Raw genomic sequence first — 12,196 nt, forward strand, 5'->3', positions numbered from 1 at the left:
CGCCGGTGGCTGTGGACAACTTCCGCAATTTCAATGGAAATCAGAGGTTCGATTTCCATTGAAATTGCGTGCCTGCTCTTGAAAAGGAGCGTGCCTACTCTGGGGGAGTGGGGCCGTTTCCGGTGGATCGCTTCGTTCCCTACGGGCCGTCGCACTGGGTGCTCATGGCGCTGATCGTCGTCGGGTCCGTGACGGTCGCCGCCTTCGGGCGCCGGCAGCGCGGTTCGCGATCCGCCGTGCTCTTCACGCGGGGCTTCGCCCTGGTGGTCCTGGCGTTCGGCGTGGCGACGCTGACCTATCGCTTGTTGCCGGCGCAGTGGGACATCGTCGAATCGCTGCCGCTGCACCTTTGCGATCTCGCTTGGATCGTCGCCGCCTTCGCGTTGTGGACGCAGCGGCCGCAGGCCTGCGCGCTGCTCTACTACTGGGGGCTGACGCTGACCCCGCAGGCGATCATCACTCCCGCGCTGGACGCGCCGGACTTCCCGTCGCCCGACTTCATCGAGTTCTGGGGTCAGCACCTGATGGTCATCTGGGCGGCTGCCTACCTGACCTGGGGCGCCGGGGTGCGGCCGACCTGGCGGGGCTACTGGTTCGCGGCCGCGGTGACGGTCTCCTGGGGCGCGGCGATGCTGGTGTTCAACGCCTGGGCGGGCACCAACTACGGCTTCGTCAGCGCGAAGCCGGACAACCCGTCGCTGCTCGACGTGATGGGCGGCTGGCCGTGGTACCTGGGCGTCGAGGTGGTCGTCGGCCTGGCCGCCTGGGCTTTGCTGACCTGGCCGTGGACCCGCGCGCCGCGCCGCGCTGTGCTCGCCTGAGGGGGCTCACGAGGGCATTGCGAAGCCTTGCTGGCGCCACGCCTCGTAGACCGCGACGGCCGCCGAGTTGGCCAGGTTCATCGAGCGGATTCCGGGCAGCATCGGGATCCGGACCCGCAGCGTCACGTCGGCGAGCACGTCCTCGGGCAGCCCGGTGGACTCGGGCCCGAACAGCAGCACGTCGCCCGGCCGGTAGGCCACCGCCTCGTAGGAGTGCTCCGCCTTCGCGGTGAACGCGATGACCCGCTGCGGGTTCAGCGCCCGCCAGGCCGATTCGAGGTCCGGGTGGACGTGCAGGGCGGCCCGGTCGTGGTAGTCCAGCCCGGCTCGGCGCAGCTTCGCGTCCTCCACAGAGAAGCCGAGGGGCTCGATCAGGTGCAGTGCGCAGCCGGAACCGGCCGCCATCCGGATCGCGTTGCCGGCGTTGCCCGGGATTTCGGGCTGGTAGAAGACCACGTGAAACACCCGAAATCGTTTCACACCGGGTTCCGGATCGGCAGCGCGGGGGAGGCCCCCGAACGGGCGATCACACCAGCCCACCGGTGGCGCGGAGGTTCTGCCCGGTGATCCAGCGCGCGTCCGGGCCGACCAGGAAAGCCACGACGTCGGCGACGTCCGCCGGCCGCCCCAGCCTGCCCAGCGGGATCATCTGCGCGGTGGCGGCCAGGGCTTCGCCGCCGACGGCGCCGCGCAGCAGGTCGGTGTCGGTGGGGCCGGGAGAGACGGCGTTGACGGTGATGCCGCGCGGCCCGAGTTCCTTCGCCGCGACCCGGGTGAGCTGCTCGACGGCCGCTTTGCTCGCCGCATAAGCGGATTCGCCGGGGCTGGCCCACACCGTGCTCATCGTCGAGATGCTGACGATCCGCCCGCCGTCGCCCATCCGCCGCGCCGCGTGCTGCATCGCCAGGAAGGTTCCCTTCGCGTTGACCGCCATGACGCGGTCGTAGTCGGCCTCGGACATGTCGAGAAGTGGCGTGGTGGAAGGGATTCCGGCGTTGTTGACCAAGATGTCCAGCGCGCCGGCGGCGTCGAAGAGCCGCCGGAGGTCTTCGGCCGCCCCCATGTCGGCCCGCACCGCGCGGGCGCCGGTTGCGGCGGCGACCGCCCTCGCCGCGTCCTCGTCCTTCGCATAGCTGAACCGGACTTCCGCGCCGTCTGCCGTCAACCGCCGCACGATCGCCCGGCCGATGCCGCGCGAGCCACCGGTGACGACTGCCGTCTTGCCTCGGAGATTCATGGCCGCACCATCCCGCCGATCGCGGAAGACTTCCTTCCGCGATTGCGGCGACACTGGAGGAATGTTGGAGACCTCGGCTCGCCTGCTCCGCCTCCTGTCGCTGCTGCAGGCGCGGCGCGACTGGCCGGGCGGAGATCTCGCCGAACGCCTCGGCGTGACCACCCGGACGGTCCGCGCGGACGTGGACCGGCTGCGCAGCCTCGGCTATCCCGTGCATTCGGCGCCGGGCGTGGCGGGCGGCTACCGGCTCGGCGCGGGAGCGGCGCTGCCGCCGCTGTTGTTGGACGACGACGAAGCCGTCGCGGTGGCGATCGGGCTGCGCACGGCTGCGAGCGGCACGGTGTCGGGAATGGCCGAGACGTCGGTTCGCGCGTTGGCCAAGCTGGAGCAGGTGCTGCCGACACGGCTGCGCCAGCGCGTCAACGCGCTGCAGACCTACACCGTGCCGGTGCCCGGCGGTGGGCCGGTGGTCGACGCCGACGTGCTGACGGCGATCGCGCGGGCGTGCCGGGACCGCGAGCAGCTGCGGTTCGACTACCGCGCGCACGACGAGGTCGCGAGCCTGCGCACCGTCGAGCCGCATCGGCTCGTCAGCACCGGTCGTCGCTGGTACCTGGTCGGCTGGGACCGCGACCGCGAGGACTGGCGGAGCTTCCGCGTCGATCGCCTGTCGCCCCGCATTCCGGCAGGTCCCCGCTTCACGCCGCGCGAGCCGCCGGAGGGCGGTTTCGCCGCGTACGTCGCGCGCGGTGTCACGGCGGTGTTGTGGGCGTATCGAGCCCAGGTGCGCGTGCACGCGCCCGCGGAGGTCGTCGTGCGGCGGGTGCCGCCGACGACGTGGATCGTCGCGCCGATCGATGACCGGACCTGCCTGCTGGACGCGGGCGCGGACACGCCGCAACTGCTCGCGGTCTACCTCGGCGCCCTCGATCTGGACTTCGACGTGCTCGACGCCCCCGAACTCGCCGCGGCGACCCGCAGCCTCGCCGACCGCTACGCCCGCGCAGTCACGGGGCCGTGAGTGCTTTTCGTTGCTATGACGACAAGAAATGCTCACGGGTGCTTGAGCAGCAGGAACGCGTCTTGTCGTGATGAGTTGCCCATCGGGTGGTCTTGACAGCGCCGGAGGGTGTCGCAAATACTCTCCCGCATCGATTGGCCAAATCGGTTTGGCCCTGGTGGTGGGCATGGCGTTCACAGCGCCTAAAGCCTCCGGGGCAGTCCCGCGCCGACCGCCGGAGCGGTCGGCGAGCGCCCGGACTCAGCGCGAGGAGGCTCCGCAGTGTCCACACCGCATCCCGTCGATCAACGCCTACCCCTGGCCAAGCTGCTCCCGTTCGGCCTGCAGCACGTGCTCGTGATGGCCGCGACCCCCATCTCCAGCGTGTTCCTAGTCAGCAAGACGCTCGGCATGACGCCCGAGCTGACGATCAAGCTGCTGTCCGCGACGTTCGTGCTCGCCGGGCTGGGCACGCTCCTGCAGTCGTTCGGCCCGTGGCGCTTCGGCGTCCGGCTGCCGTTCGTGATGCTGCCCGGCGGCGCACCGGTCGTGCTCTTCCTGGCGATCGCCCAGGAGCACGGCCTGCCCACGGCTTCCGGCGCAGTGATCCTCACCGGCGTCTTCTACTTCGTCGCGCTGCCGCTGTTCACCCGGCTGCTGCGGTTCTTCCCGACCGTCGTCATCGGCACCATGATCGTGATCGTCGGGGTGAACCTGGTGAAGGTCGGCGGCCTGCTGGTCACCGGCAAGCCCGGCAGCCCGGACTTCGGCAACCCCCGCGACCTGCTGCTCGGCTTCGCCACCGTGGCGTTCACGGTGCTGTTCCTGCGTTTCCTGACCGGGATGCTGCGGCAGCTGGCGGTCGTGCTCGGGCTCGCGGCCGGTACCGGCATGGCGGTGCTGCTCGGTGCTACCAGCTTCGGTGAGGTGGGCGCGGGCGGCGTGTTCAACCTGCCCGATCCCGTTCCGTTCGGTGCGCCGGAGTTCAGCCTGTTCGCCGCCCTGCCGCTGATGGTCTTCGCGCTGGTGTCGATGGCCGAGGCGACCGGTCAGACCGTGCTCAACGGCGAGATCGTCGGCAAGGAGATCGACCCCCGCCGCGACGTGCCCAGGACGATCCGCGGCGACGCGCTGATCTCGCTGCTGGGCGGCTTCTTCGGCACCTCGCTGATGGTGACCAGCGGCGAGAACATCGGCATCGTCCGGATGACCGGGGTGCGCAGCCGCTACGTGACGGCGGTCGCCGGGGTGGTGCTGGTGGTCATCGGCGTGGTCACCCCGATCGCCGAGGTGATCAACGGGGTTCCGGCCGCCGTGGTCGGCGGCACCGCGATCGTCGTGTTCGCGGTCATCACCGTGCTCGGGATCCAGCTGCTGCGCCAGGTCGACCTCGCCGACCACGCGAACTCGGTGATCTGCGCGGTGGCGCTCGCCTTCGGGCTGCTGCCGATCCTCGTGCCGGGCGTGTACGACCGGCTGCCGTCGAGCCTGAGCACCTTCCTCGACAGCGGCGTCGCCGTCGGGGCCTTCGTGGCGGTGGGGCTGAACATCGCGTTCCACTACCTCCGCCGCTCGACCACGTCCACCACAACGGAAAAGTGAGATCGTGAACCGAGAACTGCTCGATGCCGCCGAAGTCCTGCTGCTGCCGGAGTTCCTCCTGCTGCCCGACGGGCCGGTCCGCGACCACGCCGTGGTCGTCGCCGACGGCGTGTTCCGCGCGGTCGGACCTGCGGCGGAAGTCGTTGCGGCGCACCGGGAACTCGACCCGGTCCGGCTGGACGGCCGGTTGCTGATGCCGGGGTTCGTCGACGCCCACCACCACCTGACGCAGAGCTTCGGCAAGTCGCTGGCCTTCGGCGAGCCGTCGGAGATCTTCCGCCGGATCTGGGTGCCGCTGGAGGGCGCGCTGACCGAGGAGAACGCCTACGTCGCGGCGAAACTCGCTGCGCTGGAGGCACTTCGCGGCGGGTTCACCACCGTCTCCGAGGCAGGCACCCGAGCACCGGTCGACGTCGGGGTGGTCGCCGCGGCGACCCAGGACGCCGGGATCCGCTGCGTGCTCGGGCGGGTGTGCGACGGTCCGGACGAGGAGCACCTCGCGCGCTGGGCGGATTCGCCGCTGGTCCACCCGTCGCTCGCGATCCCGATCCCGGAGGCCGCGCCCGACGGCGTGCTGCGGGACGTGTCGCGGCTGTGCGCCGAGGCCGGTGCGGTGTTCCAGATCCACGTCAACGAGCACCTGGCTTCCGTCGAGCGGTCGCTCGAGGCGCACGGGCGCCGACCGCTGGAGCACCTGCACGAGATCGGAGCGCTGGGGCCGCAGGTCCTCGCGGCGCACGCCACGCTGCTGACCCCGACCGAGGTGCGGCTGCTCGCCGACACCGGCGCGGCGATCAGCTACAACCCGGTTGCGAGCGGGTGGAAGGGGAACGCGGTCGCGCCCGCCGAGCTGCTGTCGGTGTTGGGGGTGCGCTTCGGGCTCGGCACCGACGGCACCCGCGGCGATGCCTTCCGGCTGGTGGACGCCGCCGAGCTGGCGCAGCGGCTGGGATTCGGCCTGTCCAGCGGTGATTCCTCGTGCGGTGGCGGTTGGACCTGGCTGGAGCACGCGACGGCGCTCGGTGCCGACGCGGTGGGTCTGGGCGGATTCACCGGCGAGATCGCGGTCGGCCGGGCCGCGGACTTCCTCGTGGTGGACCTGCAGGTCCCGGAGCTGTGCCCGTCCTGGGACCTGAGCTGGGAGCTGGTCCGGCTGGCCAACCGCGATCAGATCGCCGCCGTGTTCGTCGGCGGCAGGCTGCGGTTGTGGCGCGGCTGGCCGATCGGCTGGGACGGCCCGGAACTCGTCGCGCAGGCTGCGAAGATGGCGCGCGAGGTGGTGGAGCGGGCGCCGTTGCGGCGGATCCACCCGGTGTCGGTCGAGCACCGCTCGCGCGTGTCGACGGGAATCGGCGGGCGGGCATGAGTAGCCCTGTGTCAACCCGAGTCCTCCTCAACCGCACCTCAGGGGAACGTGACGCAAACCAGCCACAAGAAACTGCGAAACGCGAGACTGAGCCGGACGCAGCCACAACTGTGAATCGCGGAGAGGCGGAACTGGCATGAGCGTCGCGGTGCTGGCGCTGATGGCGCTCGCCGTCGCCGTGGCGGCGTTCGTGCAAGGCGCCACCGGGGTCGGGTTCGCGCTCATCGTCGCGCCGGTGGTCGGGCTGGTGGAGCCGTCGCTGCTGCCGGTCTTCCTGCTGGTGCTGATGATCCCGCTCAACCTCTACATCGCCGGGCGCGAACGCGGCAGCCTGGACAAGGTCGGCGCCGGGTGGATCACCGCCGGGCGGTTCGCCGGGACCTTCGGCGGGCTGTGGGTGCTGGTGGCGGTCCCGGTGGGCCAGCTGAACCTGCTCATCGGCGGCTCGACCGTGCTGGCGGCGGTGGTGACCCTGATCGCGCCGAAGTTCACGCCCGGCCGGGGCGCGTTCCTCGCCGCCGGGGCGATCACCGGCATCACCGAGACGGCCACCGGCGTGGGCGGACCGCCGCTGGCGCTCGTGTACCAGCACCGGCCGGCCGCGGTGCTGCGTTCGACGGTCGCGGTCTGCTTCATCGCGGGCGAGGTCATTTCGCTGGTGGTGCTGCTGGCCACCGGCAAGGTCGCGGCCGACCAGCTGTGGCCTGCGGTGCTGTTGCTGCCGGCGCTGGCGGTCGGCGCGGTGCTGAGCCGGTTCGTGCACCACCGCCTCGACGGCCCGCTGATGCGGCTGCTGGTGCAGCTGTTCGCGATCGTCTCCGGCGTCGTCCTGCTATTCGCCGGGTGAACGCATCGTCGAACGGCGCGCGATCAGGACGGGCTCCGGGTTGGTGATCACCTGCGGAGTGGTCTCCTGCTTGAGATTGGCCAGCAGGAGTTCGACGGCGCCGGCTGCGGCCTGCCCGAGGTGCAGGTCGATGGCGGTGAGCGCGGGCGTGCAGGTTCGGGCGCGCAGACCGTCGTAGCGGGTCGCCACCATGACGTCCGCCGGGACGCGAAGCCCGCGGTCGGTCAGAGCCCGCACCACGCCCACGGCGAAAGCGTCGACGGTCGCGCAGATCGCGTCGACCTCCGGGTGCTCGTCCAGGAGCGCCGAGGCGGCAGCGCACCCGGCCTCCTCGCCGCCGGATTCGTCGGCCGTGATGATCAGCGGCGCAATCCCGTGGCGGTCGGTGAACTCGCGGTAGGCGTCGATCGCGTCCACGTACGAGTTGCGGTGGCTGCTGCCGACGAGCAGGGCGATGTGGCGGGCGCCCTGTTCGCGCAGGTGGTCCAGCAGCAGCCGCCCCACCAGCCGGGCCCGCAGGTCGACGTGGGGGAGATCGGTGCCCGGCTGCCTGGCCAGCGTCACGATCGGCACGCCGCGGGCCTGCAGGCGCTTGGTCGTCGGGTCGTCCTCGTCGGGTTCGACGACGATCGCGCCGTCGATGTCCAGGGAGTCCAGCGGCGTGCCGGACTCCACCGGCGGGACCAGGACCAGCGCGTACCCGTGCAGCAGCGAGGTCTCGGCGGCGGCCGCGGCGACCTCCATGAAGAAGCCCAGCCGGGACGGGCCGCCGGCCACCGCGACCGGCATCGACGACACCAGGCCGATGGTCCGGGACTGGCCGTGGCGCAGCCGCTGCGCGCGCAGGCTCGGGTGGTAGCCGAGCTCGGCGGCGACCTTCGCCACCCGCTCCCGCGTCCGCGGATCGACCTTGCCGATCCCGTTGAGCGCGTGGGACACCGTCGTCCGGGACACCCCGGCCGCCCGTGCCACGTCGGCGATCGTCGGCCGCGTCGCTCCCGGCATCACCATCTCCTCACGCTCGGGCACCTCCCAGGCTAGTCCCCAGGACCCGCCTGAAAGCGCACTGGAGGTCAACTACGCACTCCTGCCCCTTCGCGGGATGTCGGCCGGCAGTATCGCGTCTGGAATGCGCTGACGTGCTGTTGACGGTCGTGTTCCGCCCATCTGGTAGAGAGGAGGAGGTAACGAGAAGATGCGCTGTTCTGGGGGTGGGCGGTGAAGGTTACGCGTGTGGCGTACTCGAAGAACGTCAACCCAGGCAAGTACGCGCAGCTCGAAGAGCAAGCCCTCCGCCTGGGCTGCGTTCGGTCGATGGTGTGGGACCGGTACGGCTCAGTGGCCGGTGCTGGTGTCTCCGACCGTGCGATCCGTGACCAGTGGATGGTTGATGGAACCGCAGCCGATTTCGACGTTCTCGCGAATGCGTGGAAGGAGACCGTGCGGGATGCGGTCGCGGACATCACTGCGAGTCGTGCAGCCGCTAAGACCAAGGTCAGGAAGGTCATCGCTCTCCGAGATGTGAGCCAAGCGGAACGCAAGCGCCTGTACGAGCTGCTCAAGCGCGACCAGTGGGCCAGCGACCCCTATCTCTCGCGGCAGATGCGCAAGCATTGGAAGAGAGGCCGCAATCGCACCCGCAACCAGATCATCATCCGCTCGGACAACGTGCGCACGTTCACTCTGATCGAAGGCGGCAACGTGTGGCTGGCGGTTCCTGGTCTCAAGCCGCGATCGAGTGTGGCGGTACCACTGGGCACTACGGTCGCCCCTTCTGGGACGTTGCGGGTGCTCCTGCGGGCAGGTCGGATCGAGGTGCACTACCAGATCGACGATGCGACGTTGAAGTCCGCACAGCGCCCGTGCGGTACCCGAGCGGTTGGGGTGGACAAAGGCTATTCCGAGGTGTTTACCGACTCTGACGGCCAACACCACGGAACCGAGCTAGGCGACCTGCTCACCAGCGAGTCGGACTACCGCAAGGTCAAAAACGCGCACCGCGCCAAACTCCGTGCTATCGCTGAGAAAGCAGAAGAGAGCGGTGAGCGGGCGAAAGCCCAGCGCATAAGGGACAACAATCTCGGCACGCTGAAGCGGCAGAGACGCTCAGCTGCCTGGCAACGTCGTGTCCGCAACATCACGTTCCAAGCCGCACATGCCGTCGCAGACAAAGCTGGCGTGATCGTGGCCGAGGACCTCACCAAGACGTTTACGGGCCGCAAACGGCTCGGGCGCAACACCAACCGGCGCTTGGCTGCGTGGACCAAAGGCGTCACCGCCGAAGCGCTGCAGACTGTGTCGGAACGCAGAAGTTCTGTGTTGCGGCTGGTCAACGCTGCCTACACCTCACAAGCCATCCCCGGAACGTCTTCCCTCGGGAAACGCGTTGGGGACCAGCTTCACTGCACACGGTGCGGGGTGGTGTGGCACGCCGACCACGCTGCTGCGATCAACATCCTGGACCGAGACGCCGACCCCGACATCGGCCTGTACACCCCTCATACGCGGGTTAAGCAGATCCTCCAGGAACGCGATCGCCGACGGTCCAGACTGCCGGACCAGGACTCCAACACCACACGTCAGTGCAGGTGTGGAGAGCGAATCAACCGATTCCAACCAACAGTGATCAAGGAATAGGTAGCAGGCATGGCAGGTGCACAACCCCGGAAGCGGAAGGGGGCGACGGCAGAGCGGACCGCGGCGGAGACCCGTCCGGTGGCCCGCGTGCTCGTCGACGTCCCGCTGCCGGTGCACCTGGACCGGCCGTTCGACTACCTGGTGCCGGACCGGCTGGACGCCGACGCGGTCCCGGGCTGCCGGGTGCGGGTGCGCTTCCGGGGCAAGCTCGTCGACGGCTACCTGCTGGAACGCAACGAGACCACCGACTTCCAGGGCACCCTGTCCTGGGTCGAGCGGGTTCCGTCGCCGGAACCGGTGCTGACCCCAGAGCTGCTGGAGGTGGCCCGCGCGGTGGCCACCCGCTACGGCGGCATGCTCGCGGACGTGGTGCGCCTGGCGATCCCGCCCCGGCACGCCGGGGCCGAGAAATCGGCGCCCCGCGAACCCGGCCCGCCACCGCCGCGGCCCGAGGCCGGGGCCTGGGCCCGCTACCAGCACGGACCGTCCTTTTTGGACGCTGTGCACGCGGGGCGGTCGGCCCGCGCGGTCTGGCAGGCGCTGCCCGGCGAGGACTGGCCCGCCAGGCTGGCCGAAGCGGCCGCCACGGCAGCGGCGGCCGGGCGCGGCGCGCTGATCGTCGTCCCCGACCACCGGGACCTCCAGCGGCTGCAGGACGCCTGCACCGCGCTGCTCGGCGAGGACGGCGTCGTCGCCCTCGCCGCCGACCTCGCCCCGTCGAAGCGCTACCGCCGCTGGCTGGCCGTGCTGCGCGGCGCGGCGCGCGTCGTGATCGGCACCCGCGCGGCGATGTTCGCGCCGGTCCACGACCTGGGCTTCGCGGCGGTGTGGGACGACGGCGACGACCTGCACAGCTACCCGCAGGTGCCCTACCCGCACACCCGCGACGTGCTGACCCAGCGCGCGCACGCGGCGGGTGCGGCGCTGATCGTCGGAGCCTTCGCCCGCACCGCCGAAGCGGCGCTGCTGGCCGAATCGGGCTGGGCGCACGAACTCGTCGCGCACCGCACGGACGTGCGGGCAGCGGCGCCGCGGGTGACCGCGATCGGCGAAGACGACACCCAGCTGGCGCGGGACCCGGCGGCGCGCGCAGCGCGGCTGCCCTCGGTGGCGTTCGAAGCGGCGCGAGCCGCGCTCGGCGCGGGAGCGCCGGTGCTGGTGCAGGTGCCGCGGCGCGGCTACGTGCCGGCGCTCGCGTGCGGCGACTGCCGCGAGCGGGCGAGGTGCCGGCGGTGCGCGGGGCCGCTGGCGCTGCCGGGAGGCAGCGAAGGCGGAGCGCCGAAGCCGGCGGCGTGCAGCTGGTGCGGAGCCGCGGAAGCGGCGTTCAAGTGCGGCTCGTGCGGCTCGCGGCGGCTGCGCGCCGTAGCGGTCGGCGCCAGCCGCACCGCGGAGGAGCTCGGGCGGGCGTTCAGCAACGTGTCGGTGCGGACCTCCGGAGCCGGCGAGATCCTGGCCGCGGTGCCCGCGAAGCCGGCGCTGGTCGTATGCACTCCCGGCGCCGAGCCGGTCGCCGAAGGCGGCTACGGCGCCGCGCTGCTGCTGGACGGCCGGACCCTGCTGGGCCGCCCCGAGCTCCGCTCCGCCGAGACGGCGCTTCGGTTGTGGTTCGCGGCCGCCGCGCTGGTCCGGCCCGCCCGCGACGGTGGGCGAGTGGTGGTCATGGCCGACTCGTCGTTGCAGCCGGTGCAGGCACTGGTGCGCTGGGATCCGGCGTGGTACGCCTCGCTGGAACTCGCCGAGCGCGCCGAGCTCGGCTTCCCGCCGGCCCGCCGCGTCGCGGCCGTGGACGGCACGCCGGAGGCGATCGAGGCGCTGCTGGACTCGGCGGACCTGCCGCCGACGGCGGAAGTGCTCGGCCCGGTGCCGCTGGGCCAGGTCGACGAGGACGGCAATTCCGAGCGGGAGCGCCTGATCGTCCGGGTGGACCGGGCCGAAGGCCGAGCCCTGGCGGGCTCCCTCCACACGGCCCAAGCGGTCCGAGCTGCCCGGAAGGCCACGGAACTCCAAGTCCGCCTAGACCCACTGGAAATGCTGTAGGGCTCACCGTTTCCGCTGATCAAGGGGCCGTGCGTGTTTTGTGCTGCCATAGCAGCACAAAACACGCACGGGCAGCCACCAGCCTGGACGCGGATTTCAAGCCCGATAGCCCACGAGTACTCGTTGCCGTTGCCGAAGAGCTAACGGCCGAGGCTGCGAGGTACTGCTGATCAGCCTCGGCCGACCGGCTTGCGGAAGAAGACCCGGCGGTAGCCGTCTTGCTCGGCGCGGCCCGTTTCCACGTAGCCGTGCCTCGGGTAGTAGGCGAGGTTCTCCGTCATGACTTCGTTGGTGTAGAGCCGAATTTCGGTCATCCGCTGCCGCGCCGCCTCCTGATCGGCCAGCGCCAGCAGGTCGCGCCCTAGGCCCCGGCCCTGGGCGTCGGGATGCACTGCGACGTTCTCCAGCAGCATCACGTCGCCTTCGGGCACGAGCACCAGCATCCCCAGGACCCGATCGGCTTCCTCGGCGACCCAAACCTGGTGCTCGCGAACCGCGGCGGAGTAGTCCGCGACCATCGGCGCCGGAAGCCGGTCCATGCGCTGGGTGTAGAGCGAGTACGCGAGCCGCGCGAGGTCCTCCAGCGCGGCGACGTCCGGCAACCGGGCTTCCCGAATAGCGATCACGCCCCCATCGTCGGCACCCACCC

General features: G+C 70.9%; 11 protein-coding genes. 7 read left to right on the forward strand and 4 right to left on the reverse strand.

The genetic code is table 11. The annotated features are described in order from the left end of the window. Positions 1–122: 122 nt before the first annotated feature. Positions 123–821: a YwaF family protein gene (locus tag E1288_RS39065; protein ID WP_132493711.1), complete on the forward strand. Its 699-nt coding sequence runs from the start codon at positions 123–125 to the stop codon at positions 819–821. 6 nt (positions 822–827) lie between these two features. Here E1288_RS39065 and E1288_RS39070 read toward each other — a convergent pair whose 3' ends face one another. Both E1288_RS39070 and E1288_RS39075 read right to left on the reverse strand, forming a co-directional pair. Beyond that, positions 828–1,286, reverse strand: coding sequence for a tRNA (cytidine(34)-2'-O)-methyltransferase (locus E1288_RS39070; RefSeq protein WP_132493712.1), 459 nt, complete (start codon positions 1,284–1,286; stop codon positions 828–830). A gap of 61 nt (positions 1,287–1,347) precedes the next feature. Beyond that, positions 1,348–2,058, reverse strand: a complete 711-nt coding sequence (locus E1288_RS39075; RefSeq protein WP_132493713.1) for an SDR family oxidoreductase — start codon at positions 2,056–2,058, stop codon at positions 1,348–1,350. Positions 2,059–2,119: 61 nt separating this feature from the next. On the opposite strand from E1288_RS39075, the gene E1288_RS39085 reads away from it, so the two are divergent. The 4 genes from E1288_RS39085 to E1288_RS39100 all read left to right on the forward strand — a co-directional run bounded on the left by E1288_RS39085 (position 2,120) and on the right by E1288_RS39100 (position 6,873). Then, a complete protein-coding gene (locus E1288_RS39085; RefSeq protein ID WP_165968493.1) occupies positions 2,120–3,079 on the forward strand; it encodes a helix-turn-helix transcriptional regulator in 960 nt (319 codons plus the stop codon). Between the two features lie 261 nt (positions 3,080–3,340). After that, positions 3,341–4,660, forward strand: a complete 1,320-nt coding sequence (locus tag E1288_RS39090) for a uracil-xanthine permease family protein (protein ID WP_132493715.1) — start codon at positions 3,341–3,343, stop codon at positions 4,658–4,660. A gap of 4 nt (positions 4,661–4,664) precedes the next feature. After that, positions 4,665–6,026: an amidohydrolase family protein gene (locus E1288_RS39095; RefSeq protein ID WP_235884122.1), complete on the forward strand. Its 1,362-nt coding sequence runs from the start codon at positions 4,665–4,667 to the stop codon at positions 6,024–6,026. Positions 6,027–6,162: 136 nt separating this feature from the next. Further along, a complete protein-coding gene (locus E1288_RS39100) occupies positions 6,163–6,873 on the forward strand; it encodes a sulfite exporter TauE/SafE family protein (protein WP_132493717.1) in 711 nt (236 codons plus the stop codon). Here E1288_RS39100 and E1288_RS39105 read toward each other — a convergent pair. Then, positions 6,859–7,878 carry a LacI family DNA-binding transcriptional regulator gene (locus E1288_RS39105; protein WP_132493718.1) on the reverse strand — a complete coding sequence of 340 codons (1,020 nt, stop codon included), beginning with the start codon at positions 7,876–7,878 and terminating at the stop codon, positions 6,859–6,861. The genes E1288_RS39100 and E1288_RS39105 overlap by 15 nt on opposite strands. 228 nt (positions 7,879–8,106) lie before the next feature. Here E1288_RS39105 and E1288_RS39110 point away from each other — a divergent pair, with 228 nt between their 5' ends. Together E1288_RS39110 and E1288_RS39115 are read left to right on the forward strand one after the other, a co-directional pair. Beyond that, positions 8,107–9,510 (forward strand): zinc ribbon domain-containing protein, encoded by a 1,404-nt coding sequence (locus tag E1288_RS39110; RefSeq protein ID WP_207954803.1) that lies wholly within the window; start codon positions 8,107–8,109, stop codon positions 9,508–9,510. Positions 9,511–9,519: 9 nt separating this feature from the next. Further along, entirely contained in the window at positions 9,520–11,547 is a 2,028-nt protein-coding gene (locus tag E1288_RS39115) for a primosomal protein N' (RefSeq protein WP_235884123.1), read from the forward strand. 170 nt (positions 11,548–11,717) lie between these two features. On the opposite strand, the gene E1288_RS39120 is transcribed toward E1288_RS39115, so the two are convergent. Continuing rightward, positions 11,718–12,196 (reverse strand): GNAT family N-acetyltransferase (locus tag E1288_RS39120; RefSeq protein WP_235884124.1); only part of this gene is annotated, 479 nt, incomplete at its 5' end.

The sequence above is a fragment of the Saccharopolyspora elongata genome (genome assembly GCF_004348985.1).
Lineage (GTDB): Bacteria > Actinomycetota > Actinomycetes > Mycobacteriales > Pseudonocardiaceae > Saccharopolyspora > Saccharopolyspora elongata.

Excerpts from the sequence above, each read along its gene's own strand:
- E1288_RS39075 (WP_132493713.1), bottom strand. The coding sequence starts at position 2,058 with ATGAATCTCCGAGGCAAGACGGCAGTCGTCACCGGTGGCTCGCGCGGC.
- E1288_RS39085 (WP_165968493.1), top strand. The coding sequence starts at position 2,120 with ATGTTGGAGACCTCGGCTCGCCTGCTCCGCCTCCTGTCGCTGCTGCAG.
- E1288_RS39100 (WP_132493717.1), top strand. The coding sequence starts at position 6,163 with ATGAGCGTCGCGGTGCTGGCGCTGATGGCGCTCGCCGTCGCCGTGGCG.
- E1288_RS39105 (WP_132493718.1), bottom strand. The coding sequence starts at position 7,878 with ATGCCGGGAGCGACGCGGCCGACGATCGCCGACGTGGCACGGGCGGCC.
- E1288_RS39115 (WP_235884123.1), top strand. The coding sequence starts at position 9,520 with ATGGCAGGTGCACAACCCCGGAAGCGGAAGGGGGCGACGGCAGAGCGG.